Below are 650 nucleotides of genomic sequence, written 5' to 3'. Positions count from 1 at the left end.
AAATAGAACGCAAGCGGACGATTGCCAAGGTCACCGCCGAGGTCGCCCAGTTGGCAGCACCGTTACTGTATGAACAGGTTGGCGACTATCTCGATAAAAACAATGCCAATACACCGACCAAGGTTGCCGTGCATGCGTTGATCGGCGGCGTGATGAGCAAAGCGATGGGGGGGGATTTCGGGACTGGCGCAGCAGGCGCCGCGGCGGCCAAGCTGGCAGTGGAAATGTTTGGCGATCAACTTGCCGACATCCCAGGCATATCCAAAGAAGACACCACAGCACTGGAGCAATTGGTCGGGGTGGTGGTGGCAAAAACGGTTACCCAATTCGCAGGAGGAACAGCGGCCGATGGCAATGCTGCCGCCATCAATGCCAAGCTGGCAACCGAATTTAACCGGCAATTGCATCCAACAGAAGAACGCATGATCAAAGAAAACGCCGCCCGTTTCGCCCGGGAACTCTACAAGACGCAGAATCCGACATCGGAGCAGATTGCCGGTGCCACTTCCTTATTGGCAAATACCGCCCAGACTCTGGTCGATAACAACCTCGGATATGACGTGCCGTACTCGCCCCAGGCCGAAGCGTTCTTGTATACGCTGCAAAAGGAATACGCCGCCGTCAGTCCAAATCTGTCGATTGGAGATGGG

1 protein-coding gene is annotated in these 650 nt (G+C 55.7%); it reads left to right on the top strand.

The window, feature by feature from the left end:
• The coding region (locus tag AKL27_RS26930) for a DUF637 domain-containing protein (RefSeq protein WP_198156117.1) at positions 1–650 on the top strand (650 nt) is incomplete at both ends.

It is taken from the genome of Herbaspirillum autotrophicum (assembly GCF_001189915.1).
Lineage (GTDB): Bacteria > Pseudomonadota > Gammaproteobacteria > Burkholderiales > Burkholderiaceae_D > Herbaspirillum > Herbaspirillum autotrophicum.
This window is presented reverse-complemented; position numbering and strand designations above follow the sequence as displayed.